Source organism: Pseudomonas sp., assembly GCF_030147005.1.
Lineage (GTDB): Bacteria > Pseudomonadota > Gammaproteobacteria > Pseudomonadales > Pseudomonadaceae > Aquipseudomonas.
In genome coordinates, this window is the sequence record NZ_JASLAW010000208.1 from 1 (window position 1) to 22,365 (window position 22,365).

Annotated in this window: 21 protein-coding genes and 1 tRNA gene; 12 read left to right on the forward strand and 10 right to left on the reverse strand. The window is 61.6% G+C overall.

What is annotated here, in order from left to right:
* Positions 1-58 precede the first annotated feature (58 nt).
* Genes Q1V60_RS19630 through Q1V60_RS19640 form a run of 3 tightly spaced genes read right to left on the reverse strand, consistent with a single transcriptional unit; the run spans position 59 to position 2,274 of the window.
* On the reverse strand, positions 59-1,357 hold the full coding sequence (locus Q1V60_RS19630) for an NAD(P)/FAD-dependent oxidoreductase (RefSeq protein WP_300633660.1): 1,299 nt from the start codon (positions 1,355-1,357) through the stop codon (positions 59-61).
* A 60-nt stretch (positions 1,358-1,417) separates the two neighbouring features.
* Positions 1,418-1,591 carry a DUF3094 family protein gene (locus tag Q1V60_RS19635; RefSeq protein ID WP_124361240.1) on the reverse strand — a complete coding sequence of 58 codons (174 nt, stop codon included), beginning with the start codon at positions 1,589-1,591 and terminating at the stop codon, positions 1,418-1,420.
* Positions 1,592-1,644: 53 nt separating this feature from the next.
* The gene (locus Q1V60_RS19640; RefSeq protein WP_300633663.1) at positions 1,645-2,274 is read right to left on the reverse strand and encodes a DUF1780 domain-containing protein; all 630 of its coding nucleotides are present in this window, start codon (positions 2,272-2,274) and stop codon (positions 1,645-1,647) included.
* A 241-nt stretch (positions 2,275-2,515) separates the two neighbouring features.
* On the opposite strand from Q1V60_RS19640, the gene Q1V60_RS19645 reads away from it, so the two are divergent.
* A complete protein-coding gene (locus Q1V60_RS19645) occupies positions 2,516-3,205 on the forward strand; it encodes an energy-coupling factor ABC transporter permease (protein ID WP_300633696.1) in 690 nt (229 codons plus the stop codon).
* A 63-nt stretch (positions 3,206-3,268) separates the two neighbouring features.
* A complete protein-coding gene (locus tag Q1V60_RS19650; RefSeq protein ID WP_003171680.1) occupies positions 3,269-3,484 on the forward strand; it encodes a hypothetical protein in 216 nt (71 codons plus the stop codon).
* Here the strand turns inward: Q1V60_RS19650 and yacG are convergent.
* Genes yacG through Q1V60_RS19670 form a run of 4 tightly spaced genes read right to left on the reverse strand, consistent with a single transcriptional unit; the run spans position 3,481 to position 6,369 of the window.
* Positions 3,481-3,681: a DNA gyrase inhibitor YacG gene (gene yacG / locus Q1V60_RS19655; RefSeq protein ID WP_300633666.1), complete on the reverse strand. Its 201-nt coding sequence runs from the start codon at positions 3,679-3,681 to the stop codon at positions 3,481-3,483. The genes Q1V60_RS19650 and yacG overlap by 4 nt on opposite strands.
* Complete coding sequence (gene coaE / locus Q1V60_RS19660; RefSeq protein ID WP_300633668.1) at positions 3,678-4,301, reverse strand: dephospho-CoA kinase; 624 nt, start codon at positions 4,299-4,301, stop codon at positions 3,678-3,680. Before coaE ends, yacG begins: the two co-directional genes overlap by 4 nt.
* Positions 4,298-5,164: an A24 family peptidase gene (locus tag Q1V60_RS19665; protein WP_300633670.1), complete on the reverse strand. Its 867-nt coding sequence runs from the start codon at positions 5,162-5,164 to the stop codon at positions 4,298-4,300. Before Q1V60_RS19665 ends, coaE begins: the two co-directional genes overlap by 4 nt.
* A complete protein-coding gene (locus Q1V60_RS19670; RefSeq protein WP_300633672.1) occupies positions 5,161-6,369 on the reverse strand; it encodes a type II secretion system F family protein in 1,209 nt (402 codons plus the stop codon). The genes Q1V60_RS19665 and Q1V60_RS19670 overlap by 4 nt, the downstream gene beginning before the upstream one ends.
* A gap of 198 nt (positions 6,370-6,567) precedes the next feature.
* Here Q1V60_RS19670 and Q1V60_RS19675 point away from each other — a divergent pair, with 198 nt between their 5' ends.
* The 3 genes from Q1V60_RS19675 to Q1V60_RS19685 all read left to right on the forward strand — a co-directional run bounded on the left by Q1V60_RS19675 (position 6,568) and on the right by Q1V60_RS19685 (position 7,575).
* Positions 6,568-6,981 (forward strand): pilin, encoded by a 414-nt coding sequence (locus Q1V60_RS19675; protein ID WP_300633698.1) that lies wholly within the window; start codon positions 6,568-6,570, stop codon positions 6,979-6,981.
* Between the two features lie 64 nt (positions 6,982-7,045).
* Positions 7,046-7,121 (forward strand) — tRNA-Thr (locus Q1V60_RS19680).
* A 148-nt stretch (positions 7,122-7,269) separates the two neighbouring features.
* A complete protein-coding gene (locus Q1V60_RS19685; RefSeq protein WP_300633674.1) occupies positions 7,270-7,575 on the forward strand; it encodes a DUF6388 family protein in 306 nt (101 codons plus the stop codon).
* 119 nt (positions 7,576-7,694) lie between these two features.
* On the opposite strand, the gene nadC is transcribed toward Q1V60_RS19685, so the two are convergent.
* Entirely contained in the window at positions 7,695-8,543 is an 849-nt protein-coding gene (gene nadC, locus Q1V60_RS19690) for a carboxylating nicotinate-nucleotide diphosphorylase (RefSeq protein WP_300633676.1), read from the reverse strand.
* A gap of 246 nt (positions 8,544-8,789) precedes the next feature.
* On the opposite strand from nadC, the gene Q1V60_RS19695 reads away from it, so the two are divergent.
* The 4 genes from Q1V60_RS19695 (at position 8,790) to Q1V60_RS19710 (ending at position 14,574) form a co-directional block, all read left to right on the forward strand.
* The gene (locus Q1V60_RS19695) at positions 8,790-10,940 is read left to right on the forward strand and encodes a DUF1631 domain-containing protein (RefSeq protein ID WP_300633678.1); all 2,151 of its coding nucleotides are present in this window, start codon (positions 8,790-8,792) and stop codon (positions 10,938-10,940) included.
* Positions 10,941-11,001: 61 nt separating this feature from the next.
* The gene (ampD, locus tag Q1V60_RS19700; RefSeq protein WP_300633680.1) at positions 11,002-11,565 is read left to right on the forward strand and encodes a 1,6-anhydro-N-acetylmuramyl-L-alanine amidase AmpD; all 564 of its coding nucleotides are present in this window, start codon (positions 11,002-11,004) and stop codon (positions 11,563-11,565) included.
* On the forward strand, positions 11,562-12,398 hold the full coding sequence (gene ampE, locus Q1V60_RS19705) for a regulatory signaling modulator protein AmpE (RefSeq protein ID WP_300633682.1): 837 nt from the start codon (positions 11,562-11,564) through the stop codon (positions 12,396-12,398). Before ampD ends, ampE begins: the two co-directional genes overlap by 4 nt.
* Positions 12,399-12,543: 145 nt before the next feature.
* On the forward strand, positions 12,544-14,574 hold the full coding sequence (locus Q1V60_RS19710; RefSeq protein WP_300633684.1) for a methyl-accepting chemotaxis protein: 2,031 nt from the start codon (positions 12,544-12,546) through the stop codon (positions 14,572-14,574).
* Positions 14,575-14,650: 76 nt separating this feature from the next.
* On the opposite strand, the gene Q1V60_RS19715 is transcribed toward Q1V60_RS19710, so the two are convergent.
* Both Q1V60_RS19715 and cra read right to left on the reverse strand, forming a co-directional pair.
* On the reverse strand, positions 14,651-15,463 hold the full coding sequence (locus Q1V60_RS19715; protein WP_300633686.1) for a TatD family hydrolase: 813 nt from the start codon (positions 15,461-15,463) through the stop codon (positions 14,651-14,653).
* 2 nt (positions 15,464-15,465) lie between these two features.
* A complete protein-coding gene (gene cra / locus Q1V60_RS19720) occupies positions 15,466-16,461 on the reverse strand; it encodes a catabolite repressor/activator (RefSeq protein ID WP_300633688.1) in 996 nt (331 codons plus the stop codon).
* 294 nt (positions 16,462-16,755) lie between these two features.
* Here cra and ptsP point away from each other — a divergent pair, with 294 nt between their 5' ends.
* The 3 genes from ptsP to Q1V60_RS19735 are packed head-to-tail and all read left to right on the forward strand — an operon-like array spanning position 16,756 to position 22,259.
* A complete protein-coding gene (gene ptsP, locus Q1V60_RS19725; protein WP_300633690.1) occupies positions 16,756-19,614 on the forward strand; it encodes a phosphoenolpyruvate--protein phosphotransferase in 2,859 nt (952 codons plus the stop codon).
* Entirely contained in the window at positions 19,615-20,535 is a 921-nt protein-coding gene (gene pfkB / locus Q1V60_RS19730) for a 1-phosphofructokinase (protein WP_300633692.1), read from the forward strand.
* A gap of 11 nt (positions 20,536-20,546) precedes the next feature.
* Positions 20,547-22,259, forward strand: coding sequence for a PTS fructose-like transporter subunit IIB (locus Q1V60_RS19735; RefSeq protein WP_300633694.1), 1,713 nt, complete (start codon positions 20,547-20,549; stop codon positions 22,257-22,259).
* The last annotated feature ends 106 nt before the right edge of the window (positions 22,260-22,365 follow it).

Genomic DNA, 22,365 nt, shown 5'->3' on the forward strand with positions numbered 1-22,365 from the left:
GTTCGTCACTGGCACACCGCTTCGCGAGCAAGCTAGCTCCCACAAGGGGTGGGCGTTGTTAATGCAGTTTCAGGCGTGGCTCGGTTCCACGTCCGATCTTGCTGCCCAGCATCAGCATCGCCGTACGGAAAAAGCCATACAGCGCCATCTGGTGCATACGGTACAACGACACGTAGAACATCCGCGCCAACCAGCCCTCCAGCATGACGCTGCCGGTCAGGTTGCCCATCAAGTTACCCACAGCCGAAAAGCGCGACAGCGAGATCAGCGAGCCGTAGTCGGTGTACTTGTAGGTCGGCAGCGCCTTGCCTTCAATCCGCAGCTTCAGCGACTTGGCGAGCAGTGAAGCCTGTTGGTGAGCGGCTTGCGCACGTGGCGGCACGTTGCGGTCGGTGCCCGGCTGCGGGCAGGCCGCGCAGTCGCCGAAGGCAAAAATGTTTTCGTCGCGGGTGGTTTGCAGGGTTTGCAGCACTTGCAATTGATTGATGCGGTTGGTTTCCAGGCCATCGATGTCCTTGAGAAAACCCGGTGCGCGAATCCCGGCGGCCCATACCTTGAGGCTGGCCGGGATCACTTGGCCGCTGCTGGTGATCAGCGCGTCGGCGGTCACTTCGCTGACTGCCGAGTTGGTCAGCACGGTCACCCCGAGTTTCTCCAGAGTTTTATGCACAGGCCCGCCAATGCGCTCCGGAAGCGCGGGCAATACCCGTGGGCCGGCTTCGATCAGGGTGATGTGCATGTTTTCCGGCTTGATGCGGTCCAGGCCGTACGCTGCCAGCTCATGGGCAGCGTTATGCAGTTCGGCGGCCAGTTCAACGCCGGTGGCGCCGGCGCCGACGATGGCGACGCTGATCTGTTCTACCGTGTCGGTTTGCCCGGCGTGGGCGCGCAGGTAATGGTTGAGCAACTGCTGATGAAAGCGCTCGGCCTGCTTACGGGTGTCGAGGAACAGGCAATGCTGCGCTGCGCCTTCGGTGCCGAAATCGTTAGTGGTGCTGCCCACAGCAATGACCAGGCTGTCGTAACCCAGTACGCGCGCGGGCACCAGTTCTCGGCCTTCTTCGTCGAGGGTAGCGGCCAGTTGGATTTTCTTCTGTTCACGGTCAAGCCCGCTCATACGCCCCAGTTGGAACTCGAAGTGGTTCCATTTCGCCTGGGCGACGTAATTGAGTTCGTCTTCCGAAGAGTTCAGCGAGCCGGCGGCTACTTCGTGCAGCAGCGGTTTCCAGATATGCGTCAGGTTGGTGTCCACCAGCGTGATGCTGGCTTTGCCGCGTTTGCCCAGAGTCTTACCCAGGCGGGTCGCTAGCTCCAGGCCGCCGGCACCGCCGCCGACGACAATAATACGATGAGTCATGGGAATATCTCGCAAGGCTAAAAGAAATCGGAGCAGTCACCCCCGCGAGCGCCAGGCAGCTCATAGCGTCAGGTAACTCAAAAGGCGGCTCAGCAAACCGAGCCCGATCACCACCACCAGCACCACACCAAGGAGCAGCCACGGCCTGAAAGGCTTGCGCTCGACTCTGTGCTGGGAAAGTTGCAGGTACTCTTCGACATGCTGTTGATCATCGGGTTTCAGGCGGCTGGTCATAAAAGCCTCGTCAGGTAGACGTTGCAAAAGGGCATCACGTTACAGCCGGGGCATCAAAGGCTGATGCCCACATCGAACACTATGCTGCGGCCCAGGTTGTTGCGCAAGAAATCCGGGGCGTCCGGATGGGCGAACAGTACCCGCGCAAAGGTCGGTCCCACCAGCGACAGTGAGCGCCAACCCTGGCGCAGATATTCGGTTGGCGGCGGAAAGTGGCTGTTGAGGTCCAGCACTTCGCGCTTGAGGCTGGTGAAGGCGATGAGGTCCAGTTCCCCCAGGTCCATTCCGCGCTCTTTATAGTTATGCGCTTTTTTGCGCAGTGTCGGTGCCAGGCGCAATAGAAATTCATGGGCGGGAATGCGCCTTGGCTTGGCTTCGCGCCGCACCAGTTGGCTCAAGGAGAAGGCGCTGCGCCTGCGCAGCAGTTCGTCGCGCCATTCGTCGTTCAGGCGACGGCCTTCGTCCAACACAAAGAACACTTCGAAACTGGCGTCGCGAAACAGCACATCCGGCGGCTCTTGGCCGGCCGCGTGGAACTCTTCGGCGCGATAGGGCACATTCAGGCCTTGTAGCAGGCGCAGGCAGACCCAACGCTCACGCTCCCATTTGCGGGCATTGGACAGAAACGCGTTGGCTTGTTCGGCTGCTACGGTGAGCAGCCGCAAATAATCTGAGTCATCCATAGACGTAGCTTAGCGTTCAAATGATGACCGCAGGAAGACTTGCAGCGGCCCGTGTTGCCTGGTGGATGCGCATTGTGCGCGACGATGGCGCGCATCATCCGGGCCTTATAACGCGCTACTCTGCAACTGAACGGGGATGTGGGCTGCCATCCGGCAGCGATTCTGGAAACGAGGCGTTTATGTACAACATCAACCCAGCCAGGCCCATGGCAGGCCATCAGGCGGTGAGGCAGGTGAGGCGGTGATCGGCGCGGCGGTGTTGGCGCCCCAAACTCTCGGCATCGGCTGGCTGTTGTATGCACCGGTGGTGATCTGGGCGATCTTGCACGCGCCCTGGGTCGAATTGTTTGCCGACCGACGGCGCCAGCATTTGCTGTTCGGTACGGTGTTCGCGCTGTTCATGTTGTGGCTGGTACGGCGCGATTTCGATACGGGGGTGTCTTACCACTTCATCGGCATGACCGCCGTGACCCTGTTGCTGGATTGGCCGCTGGCAGTCCTCGGTGGGTTTGCCGCGCAGTTGGGATTGGTTTGGCTGGGGCGTCAGGACCTCGCGGCCGTCGGCGTGAATGGCCTGCTGTTGATCGTGCTTCCGGTGCTGGTAACCGAGACCTGCGCGGTGTTGGTGGAGCGGGCGCAACCGCGCAACCCTTTTGTGTATATCTTCTGCTCAGGCTTTTTCGCCGCAGCGTTGTCGGCCTTGCTTTGCCTGCTGGTCGGCCTGGGGCTGCTGTGGTTCGATGGGCGATTTGCGATGCCGCACTGGCTGGAGGACTTTGTCGGCTACCTGTGGCTGATCATCTTTCCCGAAGCGTTTATCAACGGCATGGTGGTCAGTGCCCTCGTGGTGTTCTGCCCGGAATGGCTGGAAACGTTCAACCGCACCCGCTACCTCTCGGCACCGTGGAAAGATGACGATTCGCGGGGTTGATCCAGATCAAAAACCGGTTGGCCGCACAGGCCCATGCTCTGCGAAATTTCAGGAGCGCCAGTGATGAGTGTGTACGAGTGGGCACGGCAGGAATTGCGCAGAAGCCAGGATGCAGCGCAGGAAATCGGTTTTGACCCAGGCTTGACCCTGCGCGCCATGCTGAGCGCGGTGGTGCAGCAGAGCAAGGGCGTTCGCAGCTTCGAAGACCTGGCCGACGAGTTGCAATACCTTGCGGAAAACCTCGACGACCAGCAGGAGTACGCCTTTATGCGGCCTTAATGGCGCGGCTGCAAATCTTCGGAAAACAACTCATCTTCGGCGTCCGGCGCCACGGGGATCTTATGTTCTTCAGCGGCCCAGGCCCCCAGGTCGATGAGTTTGCAACGGTCCGAGCAGAACGGCCGGTTGAGGTTGTCGGGTTTCCATTCCACGGGTGCGCCGCAAGTTGGGCAATCGACGGTCAAGGGTTGGCTCATGATCGGCCTCCACGCAAAGTAAGGTAAAAGTGATGCAGCCGCTCGACCTCGCCGTGCAGCCAGGCAAGGTCCTGGTCATTGACCAGTACGTCATCGGCATGGTTCAGGCGGTCTTCGCGGCTGGACTGGGCTTTGAGAATGGCCTGAACCTGTTGCTCGCTGATGCCGTCGCGCTGCAGGGTACGCTGAATCTGCAGCGATTGCGGCACGTCGATCACCAGGATGCGCTGGGTCATGCTGTATTGGCCGGATTCGATCAGCAGCGGTGACACCAGAATCGCGTAAGGCGACCGGGCGCGCGCCAGGTGATTTTGAATCTCTTCGGCGATCAGCGGGTGTAACAAGCCTTCCAGCCAGAGACGTTCTTCGGGAACTTCAAAAATCAATTGGCGCAACGCGGCGCGGTCCAGCCGACCATCTGGCTGCAGCACACGGCTGCCGAAATGCTCGGCAATGCGCGCCAGCGCCGGCCGGCCGGGCTCGACCACCCAGCGGGCGGCATGATCGGCGTCAACCAGGTCGACACCCAGCTTGGTGAAGTGCTCGGCCGCAGCGCTTTTACCGCTGCCGATACCGCCCGTAAGGCCGAGAATCCAGGGTGTTGCAACAGGAGTGGTCATCTGAAACCGACAGACTGCAAATAGAAGTCGGTTATTTGACCACCCCAGAGCAATGCAATCCAGCCGGCAATTGCCAGGCAGGGGCCAAACGGCATCGGTGCCGACACGCGTTGCTTGTGCCAGCACATCAGCAGCAGCCCGGTAAACACGCCGAGCAGTGATGCCATCAGCAGCGTCATCGGCAGTATCTGCCAGCCGCCCCAGGCACCTAACAATGCCAATAGCTTGAAGTCGCCATGGCCCATGCCATCCTTGCCGGTGATCAGCTTGAACAGCCAGAACACGCTCCACAGGCTCATGTAACCCCACACTGCGCCCCATAACGCATCGGGCAATGTCGCCAGCAGGCCTGCGCTGTTGAGGATAAGTCCCAGCCATAGCAGCGGCAGCACCAAGGCGTCCGGCAGCAGTTGGTGTTCCACATCGATCAGGCTCATGCCCAGCAACCCCCAGCTCAGCAGCATCACCGCGCCAGCTTGCCAGGTAAAACCGAAGTGCCAGGCGACAGTGGCGGATATCAGCGCACAGGCCAGCTCAGTGAAGGGGTAACGCACGCTGATGCGTTCATGGCAATGGGCGCAACGCCCCTTGAGCATCAGGTAGCTGAGCAGGGGGATATTTTCCCAGGGGCGGATCGGCTGGCCGCAGCGTGGGCAGCAGGAATGGGGGCGCATCAGGTTATAAACCGGCCCCGCCGGCGCGACAGGCAGGCCGAGAATCTCATTGGCCTGGGCGCGCCATTCCCGCTCGAGCATTTTGGGCAAACGCCATACCAGCACATTGAGAAAGCTGCCAACGATCAGGCCCAGCACCAGCGCCATGCCGACAAACGCCCAAGGCTGCTCGCCCGGCAACGCGCTCAAAATGCCGACCCTAATTGAAACACCGGCAGGTACATCGCAATCACCAACGCGCCAACTATGCTCCCCAGCACAACCATGATCAGCGGTTCCATCAGGCTGGTCAGGTTATCGACAAGGGTCTCTACGTCGGCCTCGTAATGGTTGGCGACCTTTTCCAGCATGTGATCCAGGGTGCCGGACTCTTCGCCAATGGCCGTCATCTGGATCGCCATGCCGGGAAACAGACCGCTGCCGGCCATGGATTGATGCAACTGCATGCCTGTGGATACATCGTGACGCATATGTTCGATTGCCTGTTTGAAGGGGCCATTACCGACTGCGCCGGCCACCGAACCCAGTGCCTGCGACAGGGGAACACCTGCCGCAAAGGTGGTTGAGAGCGTACGGGCGTAGCGGGCGACGGCAGCTTTGTTCAACAGTTTGCCTGCCAGGGGGACGTTCAACAAACCTGCCTGCACTCGGTGGCGAAAACCAGGAGAAACACGGTAGGCGTAGCGCAGCCCGCCTATTGCCGCGCCCAGGCCCAACGCCAGCATCCACCAGGTTTGTTGCAGAAAGTCTGAAAGGGCGATGACCCCCAAGGTGAAACCGGGCAATTGGCTGTCGACCCCGGCGAACAGGTTCTGAAACTGCGGCACCACATGCACCAACAACACTGCGCTGACCACGCCGGCCACCACCAGCACTGCGAGAGGGTAGGTCATGGCTTTCTTGATTTTGGTCTTGAGCCGTTGGCTTTTTTCCAGGTGAATGGCCACTCGTTCCAGCAGCGTTTCCAAGGCACCTGCCTGTTCACCTGCGGCAATCAAATGGCAGTACAGGTCATCGAAGTAACGCGGGTATTGGCGCAGCGTTTCGGCGAGGCTGTTACCGGCGGCAACGTGTTGTTTCAGACTTTTGACCAGCTCGCGCAGCTGCCGGGTTTCCACGCCGTCGCTGATGATATCGAAGGCTTGCAACAGCGGGATGCCGGCCTTCAACAACGTCGCCAACTGGCGGGTGAGCAGGGCAATGTCCGCAGGCTGTACCGGCGTAGCCAGGCTTGGCAGGCCTGACGATATCTTGCGCACTCGCTCGGGGCAGATCCCTTGCTGGCGCAGTTGTGCCTTGATCAGGGCAAGGTCATGACCGGCGATTTGCCCGCACACCCTGCGGCCTTTGCGGTTGATGCCTTGCCAGGCGTAAATCGTTGAGGTGTCGTTCATATCCCGTTCGCACATGCAATTTGAGAATTTACAGCTTAGTCAGAGCGTGGATGCAGGCACGCTGGCGTCGGGCGGTAAAATGTCAGATTGTACGTCTGGTATGCGATTGGCCGCGCAGGGTTGAGTACACTGGCGCCGCTGCACAATACGGGGCGCAGGACGCGCCTTGTCATGGTTTTATTCTGGAGAGTGAAAGTGATGCGTCAGAAAGGCTTTACCTTGATCGAATTGTTGATCGTCGTGGCAATCATCGGCATCTTGGCGACGATTGGCTTGCCCATGTACACCAAGCACCAGGCCAAGGCCAAGTTCACGGCGGGGCTGGCTGAAGTCAGCGCGTTGAAGGCCGGCTACGAGGACGTCATTAACCAAGGCACTGTGCCGAAGCTTGATTTGATCGGCGGCAACAGCCCCACCGCCAACTGCAAGATCGATGTGACCGGAGATGTCGCCACGGGCACCGGCTCCATCAGCTGTGAAATCCTCGATGCGCCTGCGCCCGTGTTGGGCAAGACCATCACCCTGACGCGCAGCGCCACCACCGGCTGGACGTGTGCAACCACGGCCGAAGCGCAGTACGTCGCCAAGGGTTGTAGCGCCAACGGCGCGTGACGGCTGCCGGGCGGTGAGCGAGTCGGTTGCCGCATGCCCAATGCGGTGCTAGCTTTAGCCCACCGCCCGTGTAGCTCAGCCGGTAGAGCAGCGCACTCGTAACGCGAAGGTCGCAGGTTCGATTCCTGTCTCGGGCACCAAGGCAACACTAGTTTCAAAGGCAATGTTTTCAGTTGATCCCAGAATGGTTCTGAAGGCCAGACGAGCCGGCATTCGCGCCTGCTCTTTCGTATCTGCACAACCTTGATGACCCAGATGCATCCCCATTCCTCGATCTAAGAGAACGACATGACCACGACTGAGATGACCCAGGAAGTTCGGCACCAGACAGCTCTCGACAAATACATCGAGGCAACGCCGCAGCTTAAAGAAGAGATCAAGGACCTGAGCGCTGATGACCAGCGTGATCAGATTCAGTGGGCATTTGAGGACGAGGCAGAGAGCCAGAACCTCCAGCCTTGGGAACTGACCCTCAAGTACACCTCCACACCGGAAGAGTTCGAAGCCGCACGGCTGGCCTTGCACAAGGAGGCCGCCGACGTGCTGGGTGTCGAATGGGACGAGTACTGCGAGATGAATAACCTTGTAGTTTAAAAGCAACCCGTAGGAGCGAGCTTGCTCGCGAAAAACTTGAAGGCACCGCGTGCACTCAGAGATCACGCGTTTTCGTTAACGTTTTTCGCGAGCAAGCTCGCTCCTGCAGTCAAGGCTCTTTAGATACTGAGCCGCATCGACAAATCCACTGCCTTCACATCCTTGGTCATCGCGCCAATGGAGATGTAGTCCACGCCGGTCTCGGCGATGGGCAGCAGGGTGCTTTCATTGATCCCGCCGCTGGCTTCCAGCTTTGCCTTGCCCGCATTCAGCCGCACGGCTTCGCGCATGTCGTCCAGGCTCAGTTCATCGAGCATGATGATGTCGGCGCCCGCCGCCAGTGCTTCGCGCAATTCCTCCAGACTCTCCACTTCGACTTCCACCGGCTTGCCCGGGGCGATTTTGTGGGCGGCACCGATTGCCTGGGCGATGCCCCCGCATGCGGCAATATGGTTTTCCTTGATCAGGAAAGCGTCATACAACCCGATGCGATGATTGTGGCAACCGCCGCAGGTGACTGCGTATTTCTGTGCCAGGCGCAGGCCCGGCAATGTCTTGCGCGTGTCCAGCAGCTTGACCTGGGTGCTGGCGACGAAATCCGCCAGGTATTGGGCGCGGGTGGCTACGCCTGACAGCATCTGCAGGAAATTCAGCGCACTGCGTTCACCGGTGAGCAGCGAACGGGCCGGACCTTCAAGGTGAAACAGCGGCTGGTTGGGACTGACACGTTCACCATCGACCACCTGCCAGTGCACGGCGACTCGCGGGTCCAGTTGGCGGAACACCGTATCCACCCAGGCGGTTCCGGCGATAACGGCCGCATCGCGGGTAATGATCGTAGCCTTGGCCAGCCGTTCGGCCGGGATCAACTGTGCGGTGATATCACCATTGCCGATGTCTTCCAGCAGTGCGCGGCGCACGTTGGCATCGATTTCGGCGGTGAGGTCGGCAAGACGGAGGTTCGGCATAACAGGCTCCACAAACAAAGTGCCGCAATTATAGGGGCTGCGTGGTTTTGAACCCAGGCTCGTCACTCATTTACCGCGCAGGGGCAGAGTTTGCTGGCGCAACCCCCCACATTTGCAAGATAATCTCGCGCCTTGCAATTGGCGTCATAGCTTTGACGTCCTGATGGTGATCGGGTACGTGCAGCGCCCAAAAGGCCTGCTCGCGTTCTTTGCCCATCTCAACACCCGCCGTTTCAGGAGGCCAGGATGCACAATGACGGGAAGGTGGTGCCTATCAAGCAGGCACAGTCCACGCCATCGCCGCTCGCACGCCTACCGGTGGCGGTGGTGCAAGTGCGTGACAAAGCGGCTCAGCAACTGCAGCAGGGATTGCAGGAACTGTTCGATAACGCCGACGACACCCTGTTCGAAATGGCCGACAAGGCTCGCAGCACCGTTGACCAGCATATTTTCTTCGAGGCCATGCGCGACCTGCGCCTCAAGCGCAAGAACTTCGAACGCGTGTTCATGGAGCAACTGTTTGCCGCCTTCGCCAATCTGGGCCAGGCCAAGAGCGACGAGTTGCATCCTGTGCCGGTGGTGTCCTACGAGGTGGCCTGTGGTACACGGGCTGATGACCGGGAAAAGGCCGTGGCGCTGGAAGCGATGCTCGGTCGGGTGCGACACCGTGACGGCCTGGCGCTCGGGCAATTGAGCGCGCGGTTGGGCGAGGTGTTGGGCAGGCGCATGAACGAGCGTGAGAACCCACTGGGCCCCGCACTGCTGTGCCAGTTTTTTCTGCAGGCGGGCCGCAGCCTGGGGGTGGAGATCCGGGTCAAGCTGATCATGCTCAAGCTTTTTGAGAGATACGTACTCAGCGATGCCGACCAGCTCTATGGCGAAGCCAATCAACTGCTGGTCGCTACCGGGGTCTTGCCTGAACTCAAGAGTGTGCCGGCCCGTCGTGCTGGCGGGCGTGTGGCTCGTGAGCTTCAGCACCAAGCCCATTCACCGGCTGCCGAACCCGCGCGGGACGAAAGCGGCCAACAGGCGTTTAGCGCATTGCAAACTTTGCTGGTCGCGGTGCGCGGCAGCGTGGCGCCGATCCTTGAAGCCAGCGCGCAACCGCAACCCATCGCCCCCCGAGACCTGCTGCGCCTGCTTTCGCATTTGCAACAATATGTACCGGAGCCAGAGGCTGAGGACGATTTTGACCTGCGTAACCAACTTGAACAGCTGCTGACCCGAGTCAGCGTAAAGAGCGGCAAGTCGCGCGTGGTGGAGACGGCAGACGAGGATGTGATCAACCTCGTCGCCCTGCTTTTTGAGTTCATGCTCAATGACCGCAGCGTGCCCCACGGCTTCAAAGCGCTGATTGCTCGCTTGCAGATTCCAATATTGAAAGTCGCCGTGCTGGACAAGAGCCTGTTTAGCTGCCCCGAGCATCCGGCACGGCGTCTGCTCAATCACATCGCCAGTGCCGCCATGGGCTGCAACCCGCAGAGCGGCTATCAACACGACAGCCTGTACCTGCGTATCGAACAGGTTATCCAGCAGCTATTGAATGAGTTCGTCGAAGATCCGGCGATTTTTCAGCAGTTGCTGACGCACTTCAGCACATTCATGCAAGAAGAGCGGAAGCACAGTGAGCTGCTCGAACAGCACACCCGAGACGTCGAGGAAGGGCGGCTGCGCACCGAAGTTGCTCGCCAGCGTGTGGCACAGGCGCTGAACCGGCGGTTGTTGGGCAAAGTTCTGCCGCCGTTCGTGGTGCAATTCCTGCAACAAACCTGGAGCCAAGTACTGTTGCAGGCCGCTCTCAAGCACGGCGAACAATCGGTGCAGTGGCAGACCGGCCTGCGCACCATGGACGAGTTGATCTGGAGCGTCAGCCTGCGCGATGACACCGAAGCGGGCCGGCATTTGCTGGAGCAGTTGCCGGGATTGCTCAAGGCGTTGCGCGACGGTTTGGCCGGGGCGGCGTTCGATCCTTTCAGCACCCGTGAGTTCTTTTTGCGCTTGCAGGCCGTGCATGTTCAAACAGGCGAAAGCGGGGAGGGCGATGGGTTGATTGAAGTCCGCGAGCCCTTCGTTCTCGGCACCCCGGAAGCCTTCGAAGACCTGCCGCCTGATGACCCGGACCTGCTCAAGATTCACTCATTGCGGGTCGGCGGTTGGGTGGAGTTCCAGCAGGACGAAGACACCGCGCTGCGGTGCAAGCTCACAGCGATCATGGCGCCGACCCAGCGCTATATTTTTGTCAGCCGCACGGGGCTCAAGGTTCTGGAAAAAACCGCCGGCCAATTGGCCATGGCTTTTAAGCGGGGCACCCTGCGCAGCCTGGACGAGGGCTTGCTGTTTGACCGTGCGCTGGCTGCGGTGATTGGCGACCTGCGTCAACTCAATCGCGGCAAGTGATCGCAACCGCAGGGCGGAACGCGGCATACTGGTAACACTTCGTCTCATTCAAGGAGCCTGTATGCAGTTGGACCCCGTCAGCGGTTGGTTCGAGGGGATTCGCCATTGCCCTTCGCCCAACTTCAACGAGCGCCCGGCAGGCGAGATATCACTGTTAGTGGTACATAACATCAGCTTGCCCCCGGCGCAGTTTGCCACCGGCAAGGTACAAGAGTTTTTCCAGAACCGCCTGGACGCCTCGGAACATCCCTACTTTGAAGGTATTGCCGGCCTACGGGTCTCTGCGCATTTTCTGGTTGAGCGCGACGGCAAGGTGACGCAGTTTGTTGCATGCCAGGACCGGGCCTGGCACGCGGGGGTATCCAGTTTCGACGGGCGCGAAGTGTGTAATGACTTCTCGCTGGGGGTGGAGCTGGAAGGCACGGACGAGCTGGCGTTCACCGATGCCCAATATGAAGCGCTGATTGACCTGACGCGCCAGTTGCTCGCAGCCTACCCTGCGATTACCCCCCAACGTATCTGCGGTCACAGCGACATTGCCCCGGGCCGCAAAACCGACCCGGGCCCGGCTTTTGATTGGATGCGCTTTCGCGGCGCGCTGCAGGATGGAGGACACACACAATGAGTTTTCTGGTGCTGGTGCTGGCGGTATGGATCGAGAAATTCTCGGCCTTGCGGCAGCGGTTGCAGCGCGACGGCGGGTGGTTGCGAGAGCTGGCCAAGCTTGAATCGAGCCCGCGCATGGGCAAGCGGCCCTGGCTGATCCTGTTGATGCTGGTGGTGCTGCCCGTGGCGTTGCTGGGCTTGTTGCTGCTGGTGCTGGAACCCGTGGCCTATGGCTTGTTGGCGTTACCGGTGCATTTGCTGGTGGTGATTTATAGCCTGGGCCGTGGCGATCTGCTGGCCGCGCTGGGACCGTTTCGTGATGCCTGGCGGCGTGGTGACCTGCAAGCCGCCGAGCATGTCGCCGAACGTGACCTGAAGCTGGGTGCCGACAATGGCGAGCAATTGCTTGAACGAGTTCAAGGCTATTTGCTGTGGCAGGCGTACCAGAGCTTTTTTGCGGTGATTTTCTGGTATTTCCTGCTGGGCCCGGTGGCCGTGCTGGCTTACCGCCTGCTGGCGCTGGCCAGCGAGCACAGCCAGAACCCTTTGGTGGCCGAACGCGCCACGCAATTGCGTCATGCCTTTGACTGGCTGCCGGTGCGCCTGCTGGCGGCGAGCTTTGCCTTGGTGGGCAATTTCGTCGGCGTCAGTCGGGTGATGCTCCACGAATTGCTGAGCTGGGATATCAGCGCTGCGCAGCTGGTGGAAAAAGTTGGCCTGGCCGCCGCGGAAATACTGCCGCCGGCGGTGGGCGCCGAGGGCATCAACAGCCTTGATCGGCTGTGGGAACTGCTGCTGCGCGCGGCGGTGCTGTGGTATGCCGGGTTCGCAATCTGGACCGTGTTGCCCTGAAATAGTCGGCAGGGGCCACCCCCCTGCCGTTAACCTTACGTTACAAAACTCCCTTTCAAATTGAGCTATATAGACAGAGCGCCAAATAGTGGCTATCTGCCGCCGCCCTGCGCCTCAATAAAAATAAAAGAAAGGGAGATTGCCCGTGAAGCGCTTGCTCTATCCTGCCGTCGCGTTGATGAATCGCCTGAGTTTCGGCATGAAGTTCAGTCTGATCAGCGTGCTGTTCCTGCTGCCGATGCTGGCGACCAACTACTTTCTGGTGCGTGACGCCTGGGCTGAATTCCAGGGCACCCGCATCGAACTGCAAAGCCTTGACCTGCTCGGCAGCAGCCTGGTGGTACGTCGCGAACTGGAAGCGCTCAATAACCAGGTGCAGATCAACGCCACCCTGGACCAGTCCGGCAAGGCCGGCGACCTTGAAGCCAGGATCGGTGCCTTGGAGCAGAGTGTGCTCGCCCGCGTGCAGTCACTCAGCGCGATGGCCGCCCAGCCCGAACAGGTTGCAGCCTTCGACGCCAAGCGTGACGAGCTGATCGCCGCGTTCAAGGCTCAGCAGCAGGAAACGTCACTGCTCAATAAAAGCGCGTTGATCGGCAAATTGCTCAACCAGGCCCAGATACTCAGCCAGATTATCGCCAGTCAATCCGGCTTGAGCGGTGATTCGCAGAGCGATCTGCGCCAGCTCAGCGAGCTGATTACCGCCGTCACCCCGCAAGTCACCCAATTGCTCGGGGAGGGCCGTGCGATGGGCGCGTACTCCCTGGGCCAGGGCTTTATCAATTCATCCTCCAGCACACGTTTTGACGAACTGCTGCAGCAGTTGGAAAAGCTCCAGGGCGAATATGGCTTGAAGTTGCAGGATGCGCTCGGTGCCAGCAATGCCGCGCACGCGGCGCTCGATACCGCTGCACATGCCAGCCAGGCCAGCCTCAAAGAGGGCGCTGAGTTGTTCGAAGAACAAGTGGTGGTGGCTGAAACCCTGGACGCGCCCTGGCAGGGCTTTTACGACAGCGTCAGTCAACTGATGGCCAAGACCTACCAACTGGATGACGCCACCCTGGCATTTCTCAAGCAACAACTGGAGCAGCGTCTGGCACAAAAACGCCTGCACATGGTGTTGTTGGTCACGGCCCTGGTGGCGGTGTTCGCGCTGATCTTCTACTTGTATGCAGGCTTCTATGCTTCCACGCGCACGACCTTGCGCAGCCTTGGGGCGATGATGGAGAAGGTGGCGGCCGGCGATATGACGGTCACGTTCGTCGCCGAAAGTCGCGATGAGCTGGGGGATCTGGGCCAGGTATTCAATGGTACGGTGGCCAAGATCCACGACCTGATCGAGCGCGTCGGGCACACGGTCGGCCAGGTCGAGTTGCAGGCCGGGCAAGTGCAGGCGGTCTCGGCGCAGAGCAACCAGGCCGTATCCGGCCAGCGCAGCCAGATCGAGCAAGTGGCGACGGCAATGAACCAGATGTCATCCACCGCCCAGGAGGTGGCGCGCAGTGCCGCGGCGGCCGTCAGCAGCGCCCGCAGTGTCAACGATGAGACCGTCAGCGGCCGTGGGTTGGTGCAATCCCAGCAAGGTAGCATCACGCGCCTGGCTTCGGAGATCGATGAGTCGGTGCGGGTGATCAACCAGTTGGCCACCGACAGCCAGTCCATCAGCAGCGTCTTGGAAGTCATCAAAAGCATCGCCGCGCAGACCAACCTGCTGGCGCTCAACGCGGCGATCGAGGCGGCGCGCGCGGGTGAGCAGGGGCGCGGTTTTGCCGTGGTGGCCGATGAAGTGCGCACGCTGGCTCGACGTACCCAGCAGTCCACCGAAGAAATCGAGCAGATGATCGGGCGCTTGCACAGTGGCGTCGGCGCAGCGGTAAAAGCCATGGGGGCCAGCCATGAGGTGGCCAGCGGCACGGTAGGCCAGTCGGAAAAGGTGCAGCAAGCGTTGGAAAACATTCTCGGTGCGGTAGGCATGATCGTCGACCAGAACCAGCAGATTGCCGCAGCCGTGGAGCAGCAAACGGCCGTCGCCCATGAGATTGATCAGAATATCGTTGCCATCAATCGTGCGGGTGAACACGCGGCGCAGGGCGCCGGCCAGACGGAAGCGGCCAGCCGCCAGTTGTTGCTGCAGGTGGTGGAATTGAAGCAATTGATTGGCGCGTTTCGTGTGTAGGAATTATTGCCGGAAACGCTAAGTCAATGGCGCGCCTTGGACCGATGGGCGTGGGTGCGGCGCTGCATGATCCCGCTCAAAGATGACCTTGAATCTGCAAGTCGCCAGCCGGCGACCAATTGAACACCTCGCACGCGTTGCGCGTGCTCGCCTCGGCCAGCCTTAAAGCACTGATGCCCATCCGTTCGGCCAGGGCGCCGCAGATATCCGGCAAGTGCTGCGGGCTGTTGCGCTGGCCCGGATACATGGCCGGGGCCATGTCCGGTGCGTCGGTTTCCAGCACCACGGCTTCCAGGGGCAATTGCGCCAGCACCTTGTGCATGCGCAAGGCCTGCGGCCAGGTGGCGGCGCCGCCCAGGCCCAGCTTGAAGCCGAGCTTGATGTACTCGCGGGCCTCTTCCCGGCTGCCGGCAAACGCATGGATGATGCCGCCGCGCGGCAGGCGGATGCGCTTGAGTGTGGCGATCACTGCGGCGTGGCTGCGGCGTACGTGAAGCAAGGCCGGCAGCTGAAAATCCACCGCAAGGTGCAGTTGGGCCTCGAACAGCGCTTGCTGGCGCTCACGGTCCAGGTGTTCCAAAAAGTAATCCAGGCCGATTTCACCCACGGCACATAGCTGTCGGTGGCCATGCAGCCGCGTCAGCCAGTCGCCCAACTCCAGCAGGTCGGCAGGGCGATGCTCATCGAGATACACCGGGTGCAGGCCAAAAGCGGCGAACAAGCCTTCATCCTCTAACACCAGGTCCCACAAGCGTTGCCAGTTTCTCTGATAGACACCCAGCACCACCATGCGCCGCACACCCCGTTGACGGCTGTGGGCGAGGACTTCGCGGCGATCGTCATCGAAGTCTGCAAAGTCCAGGTGGGTGTGGGTGTCGATCAGCTCCACGCTCAGGCCTCGTGAATGCGCTGCTTGAAGGTTCGGCTGATGCCGTGCACGCCGGGTTGGTAGTGTTCTTCTTCAATGGCCGCCAGGGCCAGGCGCAGGGCGGTTTCGGCGATCAGTTGATGCTGCTGGGCCATGGCGTTGACCGGCAGCGGCAGAAAATCCAGCAACTGAGTATCGCCGAAGGTACCCAGGCGCAGTGGGCGCGACTTGAGCGGGAAGTCGTGCAGTGCGTCAAACACGCCCTGCAGCAGTACGTAGGACGTGGTCACCAGGGCGTCAGGCAAATGCCCCAGGCGTTGCAGTAATTGCTCCATCAACTGTCGTCCGCAGGCTCGGCTGAAGGCTTCGCCCTGTTCGATGATCACCTCACCGGTAAAGCCGTGCAGGGCTTCGCGGAAGCCCGCGGCACGTTCCTGGCTGATGCTCAGCTCCGGGTGCGCGCCGATCAGCGCGATCTGTTTGGGCAGCGGTTGCAGCAGGCTGCTGGTGAGTTGCTGGCAGGCCTGGCGGTCATCGCTGACCACCGAACAGAACTGGCCCGGTTCCATGACCCGGTCGATGGCGATCACCGGCAAGCCTTTGGCTTGCAGCTCGCGATAGCTGTCATCGCTGGCCGGCAGGCAACTGGCGACAAACAACGCATCGCAACGCCGCGCCCGGAACAGTTGCAGCAGCTGGCGCTCGCTGTCGGCCTCGTCGTCGGAACTGGCGATCAACAGCTGATAGCCTCGCGCCCGCGCACCCTGTTCGAGTAACTTGGCGATGCGTGCGTAACTGGGGTTTTCCAGATCCGGCAGGATAAAGCCCAAGGTGCGCGTGTGCCGGCTGCGCAAACCGGCGGCTTGTGGGTTAGGCGTAAAACCGTGGGCCTGGACCACGGCCCGCACCCGCTCGACAGTCGCACTACTGATGCGCTGTTGCTCGGCCTTGCCATTGATGACATAGCTGGCGGTGGTGACGGACACACCGGCCAGACGTGCGATATCACTGAGTTTCAAACCGGGATTTCCTTGTTTTTTAGAGCTTGCCCCGACATTTTGTCCAATCGTAACCGATTCCAGCATACGACCAATGTCCCACGGCAGGCGCCGAGTGGCCCTTCAAGCTTGCGCAATTAACGCGTAATCTGCCATAAATTCTAGATTAAACGTTTCAGCAAGCGTATTTTTACGATGTTCGCCACTGAGTAGTCGCTGCCAATTGACTGCTCAGTCAGTTACTTTTGAACGCCGCTAAGCTGATTTATTCAAAACAATACCTAGTGCGCACCTCGCACTAACTAGGAGAACGGCATGCTCGAGCTCACTGTAGAGCAGATATCCATGGGACAGGTGGCTGTGGATAAATCTGCTGCCTTGCACCTGCTCGCTGAAAAATTAGTGGCCGATGGCTTGGTCGCCGACGGTTATCTCAGTGGCTTGCAAGCCCGTGAGGCCCAAGGCTCGACCTTTCTCGGCCAAGGTATCGCCATTCCCCATGGCACTCCGGAAACCCGCGACCAAGTGTTTTCCACCGGCGTGCGCCTGTTGCAATTCCCCGAAGGCGTGGACTGGGGCGACGGCCAGGTCGTGTACCTGGCGATCGGGATTGCCGCCAAATCCGATGAACACCTGCGCCTGCTGCAACTGTTGACCCGCGCCCTGGGTGAAACCGACCTCGGCCAGGCGCTGCGCCGTGCCGGTTCCGCCGACGCCTTGCTGAAACTGCTGCAAGGCGCGCCGCAGGAACTGGCACTGGATGCACAGATGATCAGCCTGGGCGTATCGGCCGATGATTTCGAAGAGTTGGTGTGGCGAGGCGCGCGCCTGTTGCGCCAGGCCGAGTGCGTAAGCAACGGATTTGCCGCCGTGTTGCAGCAAGTCGACGCGCTGCCCCTGGGCGATGGCCTGTGGTGGCTGCACAGCGAGCAGACGGTCAAGCGTCCGGGCCTGGCGTTCGTCACGCCCGACAAACCCATGCGCTACCTGGGCCAGCCACTCAATGGCCTGTTCTGCCTGGCCAGCCTGGGCGAAGCGCATCAGGCTTTACTTGAGCGCCTGTGCGCCTTGCTGATCGAAGGTCGCGGCCAGGAATTGGGCCGCGCCACCAGCAGTCGTGCAGTGCTTGAAGTGCTCGGGGGCGAACTGCCGCCGGATTGGCCCAGCGCTCGCATCACCCTGGCCAATGCCCACGGCCTGCATGCACGCCCGGCGAAGATCCTTGCGCAACTGGCGAAAAGCTTCGAGGGCGATATTCGCGTGCGCATTGTCGACGGCCCGGTCGGTGCGGTGTCGGTGAAAAGCCTGAGCAAGTTGTTGAGCCTCGGCGCGCGGCGTGGCCAGGTGCTGGAGTTTGTCGCCGAGCCGACCATCGCCGGCGATGCGCTGCCGGCCCTGTTGGCTGCGGTTGAAGAGGGCCTGGGCGAAGAGGTCGAGGCGCTGCCGACGGTCAGCGCCCAGCCCGCCACCGCCGATATCGAACCGGTTATCAGCGCGCCGCTGCCCGGTAGCCAGATCCAGGCGATTGCAGCCGCGCCCGGTATCGCCATCGGCCCCGCGCATGTTCAGGTGCAGCAAGTCTTCGACTACCCGTTGCGCGGTGAGTCCTGCGCCGTTGAGCGCCAGCGCCTGCACACGGCGCTGAATGATGTACGCCGCGATATCGAGGGCCTGATCGAACGCAGCACGTCCAAGGCCATCCGCGAGATTTTCATCACCCACCAGGAAATGCTCGACGACCCGGAACTCACCGACGAAGTCGACACCCGCCTCAAGCAAGGCGAAAGCGCCGAAGCTGCCTGGATGAGCGTGATCGAAGCCGCCGCCAAGCAGCAGGAATCGTTGCAGGATGCCTTGCTCGCCGAGCGCGCCGCCGACCTGCGCGATATTGGTCGCCGCGTATTGGCGCAGCTGTGCGGCGTGCAAACCGCTCAGGAACCCAGTGAACCCTACATCCTGGTGATGGACGAAGTCGGCCCTTCGGACGTTGCCCGCCTGGACCCGGCGCGTGTCGCCGGCATTCTCACTGCCCGCGGCGGCGCCACGGCCCACAGCGCCATCGTCGCCCGTGCGCTCGGTATTCCCGCGCTGGTCGGTGCCGGGGCGGCGGTGTTGTTGCTTGACGCCGGCACACCATTGTTGCTCGACGGCCAGCGCGGCCGCCTGCACGTCGCCCCCGACCCCACCACCCTGCAACGTGCCACGGTCGAGCGCGACACCCGCGAACAACGCCTGCAAGCCGCCTCTGCGCAACGCCATGAACCGGCGCTGACCCGCGACGGCCACGCAGTGGAAGTATTCGCCAATATCGGCGAAAGCGCGGGGGTTGCCGCTGCGGTGGAGCAGGGTGCCGAGGGCATCGGCTTGTTGCGCACCGAACTGATTTTCATGGCTCACCCGCAGGCGCCGGACGAAGCCACCCAGGAAGCCGAATACCGTCGCGTACTTGATGGCCTCGACGGGCGTCCGCTGGTGGTGCGCACCCTCGACGTGGGCGGCGATAAACCGCTGCCGTACTGGCCGATTGCCGAGGAAGAAAACCCTTTCCTCGGTGTGCGCGGCATCCGCCTGACCCTGCAACGCCCGCAGATCATGGAAGCGCAACTGCGCGCGCTGTTGCGTTCGGCGGACAACCGCCCGTTGCGCATCATGTTCCCCATGGTCGGCAGCGTGGATGAATGGCGCGCCGCCCGGGATATGACCGAGCGCCTGCGCCTGGAAATTCCGGTGGCCGACCTGCAACTGGGGATCATGATCGAAGTACCGTCGGCCGCGCTGCTGGCGCCGGTGCTCGCCAAGGAAGTCGACTTTTTCAGCGTCGGCACCAACGACCTGACCCAATACACCCTAGCCATCGACCGTGGCCACCCGACATTGTCGGCCCAGGCCGATGGCCTGCACCCGGCGGTTCTGCAACTGATCGACATCACCGTGCGCGCCGCCCATGCCCATGGCAAATGGGTTGGCGTGTGCGGCGAGCTGGCGGCGGACCCACTGGCGGTGCCGGTGCTGGTCGGCCTGGGTGTGGATGAGTTGAGCGTGTCGGCGCGCAGCATTCCCGAAGTGAAGGCGCGGGTACGTGAATTCAGCTTGAGCCAGGCCCAGGGCCTGGCGCAACAAGCACTGGCGGTGGGTTCGCCCGCCGAAGTGCGTGCTCTTGTGGAGGCCGTGTAAATGGCGAAGATTCTGACCCTGACGCTGAACCCGGCGTTGGACCTTACCGTAGGCCTTGCGCGCCTGGAACCGGGGACGGTCAATCGCAGCGAAGCGATGCTCACCCACGCGGCGGGCAAAGGCGTGAATGTCGCTCAAGTGCTGGCGGACCTGGGCCACCAGGTCAGCGTGGGTGGCTTTCTGGGCAGCGCGAACCCTCAAGCGTTCGACGCACTCATCACCAGCCGTGGGTTTGGTGACGCATTCGTGCGCGTGCCGGGCGAAACCCGCAGCAATATCAAGATTGCCGAACAGGACGGGCGGGTCACCGATATCAATGCACCGGGGCCGCTGGTCAGTGAGCAGGCGCAAACAGCGTTGCTCACGATGATCGCGACCATCGGCCCTGAGTTCGATGCGGTGGTGGTCGCCGGCAGCTTGCCGCGCGGTGTCAGCCCGCAGTGGTTTCAGAACATGCTCGAGAAACTGAAAGGCCTGGGTTTGAAGGTCGTTCTGGACACCAGCGGCGAAGCGCTGCGCGCCGGTTTGAAGGCGGGCCCATGGATGGTCAAACCCAATACTGAAGAGCTCGCCGAGGCGCTGGATAACGCCACGGATGCCATCAGTCAATTGCATCAACAGGGCGTGGAGCATGTGGTGGTCTCGGACGGCGCCGCTGGCGTGAGTTGGTACAGCTCGGGCGTGACCCTGCATGCCACGCCGCCCAAGGTGACGGTCGCAAGTACCGTTGGCGCTGGCGACTCGCTGCTGGCCGGCATGCTCCACGGTTTGCTGCGCGACGAAGCGCCCGAGCAGACCCTGCGTCGCGCCACGGCGATTGCCGCGATGGCGGTCACGCAAATCGGTTTCGGCATCGGCGATGACGCGCAGTTGGCGCGCCTCGAAAGCGGCGTCGATGTGCGCACGCTGACAGAACAATAAGAGGGTTTGTGATGAAGTTAGCCATTGTTACCGCCTGCCCGAACGGCATGGTCACCAGTGTGCTGTGCGCCCGCTTGCTGGACGCCGCCGCACAGCGCCAGGGCTGGAGCACCAGCGTTGAAGTGGTGGATGTACAACGCCCGGAGAGCCAGCTTTCCCAGGCGACCCTCGATGACGCCGAGTGGGTGTTGTTGGTCAGCAGCACGCCGGTGCAGATGCAACGCTTTGTCGGCAAGCGCGTATTCCAGAGCACGCCGGCCCAGGCGCTGGCAGATGTCGACGCGGTATTGCGCCGGGGCGCCGAGGAAGCGCAGGTCTATGTGGCGACCGAAGCACCGGCCGGCAACGCCCCGCGCATTGTTGCGATCACGGCTTGCCCCACCGGCGTGGCCCATACCTTCATGGCCGCCGAGGCCTTGCAGCAGACCGCCAAGCGCCTGGGCTATGACTTGCAGGTCGAGACCCAGGGCTCGGTCGGGGCGCGCACGCCGTTGAGTCCTGAGGCCATCGCCGACGCCGACGTGGTGCTGCTGGCGGCGGATATCGAAGTCGCCACCGAGCGCTTCGCCGGCAAGAAGATTTACCGGTGTGGCACCGGCATTGCCCTCAAGCAATCCGAAGCCACTCTCAACAAGGCCCTGGCCGAAGGCGCGGTGGAAAATGCCGGAAGCGGTGCGGTGGCCAAGTCGGAAAAAACCGGCGTCTACAAACACCTGCTCACCGGGGTGTCGTTCATGTTGCCGATGGTGGTGGCGGGCGGTTTGTTGATCGCTTTGTCTTTCGTGTTCGGCATCCATGCCTTTGAGGAAAAAGGCACCTTGGCGGCGGCGCTCAAAACCGTCGGCGACCAGGCCTTCATGCTGATGGTGCCGCTGCTGGCGGGCTACATCGCCTACTCGATTGCCGATCGTCCAGGCCTGGCGCCGGGCATGATCGGCGGGTTGCTGGCAGGCACGCTGGGTGCCGGATTCATTGGCGGGATCTTCGCCGGTTTCCTGGCCGGTTACAGCGTCAAGCTGATCTCACGCGCGGTGCGTTTGCCGCAAAGCCTGGAGGCGCTCAAGCCGATCCTGATCATCCCGCTGCTGGCGAGTTTGTTCACCGGCCTTGCGATGATCTATCTGGTCGGCCCTCCGGTGGCACGCCTGCTGACGGGGTTGACGGATTTTCTCAGCACCATGGGCACCACCAACGCGGTGCTGTTGGGCATTTTGCTGGGCGGCATGATGTGTGTCGATCTGGGCGGGCCGATCAACAAGGCGGCGTATGCGTTTTCCGTCGGCCTGCTGGCCGCGTCGAGCGGTGCGCCGATGGCCGCGACCATGGCGGCCGGCATGGTGCCGCCGATTGGCATGGGCATCGCGACCTTCCTGGCCCGGCGCAAATTCGCCCAGACTGAACGCGAAGCCGGCAAGGCCGCGATGATTCTCGGCCTGTGCTTTATTTCCGAAGGTGCCATTCCGTTCGCGGCCAAGGACCCGTTGCGGGTGATCCCGGCCAGTATTGCCGGGGGGACGCTGACGGGAGCGCTGTCGATGTACTTCGGTTGCAAACTGGCTGCGCCTCACGGCGGGTTGTTCGTGCTGGTGATCCCGAATGCGATGAATCATGCGCTGCTGTATCTGCTGGCGATTGTGGCCGGCAGTGTGGTGACCGGTGTGGTGTATGCGCTGATCAAGCGCCCGGAAGCGGCCGAGTTGGCCGTCACCACGGCCCAGGCCTGACACCTTCTGGATGTAGGAGCGGGCTTGCCCTAATGCCGGTCAGTTAAGACAGAACCGGTCCCTGTGGCGAGGGAGCTTGCTCCCGCTGGACTGCGTAGCAGTCCCA